1 protein-coding gene is annotated in these 2,587 nt (G+C 42.6%); it reads left to right on the top strand.

The features are described 5' to 3' along the window. Positions 1-2,339: putative bifunctional diguanylate cyclase/phosphodiesterase (locus B4K11_RS02295; RefSeq protein ID WP_292959210.1), on the top strand; the 2,339-nt coding region annotated here is incomplete at its 5' end. Positions 2,340-2,587 lie beyond the last annotated feature (248 nt).

Genomic DNA, 2,587 nt, shown 5'->3' with positions numbered 1-2,587 from the left:
GTACTAAGGGCATTTTACATGTTGATGATAGCGATGATTACACCATCACGAGCCATGTCAATGCAGTACTATCTCATGCGCGTACTCATGACGAGTCAACATTCATACTGGAACCCGATTCAGCAAATGCCTTACTCGCCATCACTAAAATTGCTGGCCCAGATTGGTATTTTGTAACCGTCTACCCTAAATCACTGCTATCTTCCACAGCATTGCAAACCGCCTACATTGTTTCAGTAATAGGCATACTATCGTTGATAGTGGAGCTGGTGATTTTGTTTTTCATCCTCAAAAGCCAAGTCCTTTATCCTTTAGGGGTTTTCCGACGTTTTTCTAATGCCATGCGAGACAATGACTTTGAAGCGATTAAAGACATTAAGCAAAGTGCAATTGCAGAGCGCAAGGATGAAATGGGTGAATTGGCCACCACTATGATCACGATGGCAGAACACATCGAGCAACATCAAATGCTGCTTACCGCTGAAGTAAATACGAAGACACGTGAATTAAGCCAAGCTCATGAGGTCTTAAAATCTGAGGCGCGTTCCAGAGAAGAGATCACCTGTTTATTACAAACTATCGCCAAAGACGTTTCCGGTCTTCAAGGCCGTACTTACTTTGAAACGCTAGGCGAATTTCTCTCACAAGTACTTGATGCCGACATGGTCATTATTTCTAAACTGTCTGATGATAGAGAAACCATCGATACCCTCACCGCTTATATCGACAAGCAAAAAGTCGAAAACCTCAGCTATCCCCTTGCCGGCACACCCTGTGAAACAGTGATTAAAGAAGGTGCGATGGTGTTTAACGGTAACGTTCAAGAGCTTTATCCAGACGATGATGATCTGTTTAAGCTAAAGCTTAAATCCTACATCGGCACCCCGATGTACGATGGAAGAGGTCAAGTTATCGGCCATTTAGCGGTTTTAAAACGCAATGAATTTGAGCAAACAGGAAAAACACAACTTATCATTGATTCTGTCACCTCACGCGCCGCCAGTGAGCTGCTACGCAATGTTCACGAACAGATCATCAATCATCAAGCTCGTACCGATTCACTGACAGGCCTCTACAACCGCGCTATGTTTATGGATCTAATGTCACAAGCGATCCATTCTGCCGCCCGCCACGAAAGAAAGCTGGCCGTTATCTTCATTGATTTTGATAATTTCAAATTGGTCAATGATCAACTTGGTCATAGCCAAGGGGATAAATTACTTATTGAAGCAACAAATCGACTAAGGAATGCGCTACGTAGTGAGGATATTTTGGCGCGTTTTGGTGGCGATGAATTCATCATACTTTTACCACAAATAGACAACAGTCAGTCAATAGAAGCCGTCACTCGCCACATACAAAAATTGCTGGCTAAAGACGTACAGCTGGATACAACCTCATTGACGATCTCTTGCAGCATGGGAGTTGCCATCTACCCTGGAGACGGCATAACAACTGACTCTCTCATTAATCACGCCGATACAGCCATGTATCGAGCCAAAGATTTGGGACGCAATAATGTTCAGTTCTTTACCGAGGACATGAACATCCGTATGGAGCAGCAACGCGAACTTGAACATGACCTTCGCCAAGCCATCAGCAAACAAGAATTTGAGCTCTATTATCAGCCAATCATCAATATCAGAAGTGGTGAAGTCGCAAAAGTTGAAGCCTTGATCCGCTGGCATCACTCTCAACGCGGGCTGGTCTCGCCTGATCAGTTCATTCCATTTGCCGAACAAAGTGGGCAGATTATCTCCATCAGCGAATTTGTGTTGAAACAAGCCTGTACCGATCTACCGAAACTGAGAGAGCATTTCAAATCCCTAGAACGTGTTTCTATCAATTGCTCGGCCCGTTTATTTCAAAGTAACACATGGGTTCCATTTATCAGCGATAGTCTTGAAGAATATGCGGTCAGTAGCCAGCAGCTAGAATTTGAAATTACAGAAAGTCTATTTATCGACAGCCATGACCAATCCGTCATGCAAACGCTTAATGAGATTCAGAAACTCGGCATTAGCATCTCATTAGACGATTTTGGGACCGGCTACTCTTCCCTCTCCTATCTCAAACGTATGCCGGTGGATTGCTTAAAGATCGACAAAAGTTTCGTTAAAGACGTACTAACACAACCTGAAGAGAAACGACTGGTTGCTGGGATTATTGATCTAGCGAAAAATTTCAACCTTGAAGTGGTCACCGAAGGGATAGAAACACAAGAGCAATATCAAATGTTATCCGAGATGGGTTGCGATCTCGTACAAGGCTACTACTTCTTTAAACCAGCGCCTTTAAGTCAGTTATTATCTGGAGATGTAGAACAAAATTTGCCGTGATTGTGAAGGCGATACAGGTCGTTCTACCTAAATGATTTAGATCTAATGCCACAATAAGTGACTGTTGTATGTCTTTGCGATTTCTATGTAAGCTACTGATAGTAGTTCCTTTTCTGGTAATCGGGGTAATGGCTTAATGAATTTGTCTTTTTATAGTAAACATGAAAGTGGCTGCCTATATTTACTCTTTAATTGACAAGTATTAATCCCCTCTCTAGTCTCAATTAGAATCATAGTAAGCATCGATA

Source organism: Neptuniibacter sp. UBA6509 (assembly GCA_002435145.1).
In the GTDB taxonomy this organism is placed as follows: Bacteria; Pseudomonadota; Gammaproteobacteria; order Pseudomonadales; family Balneatricaceae; genus Neptuniibacter.
Note: the sequence above shows the minus strand (reverse complement) of the source record. Positions and strands in the feature narration are given on the sequence as shown.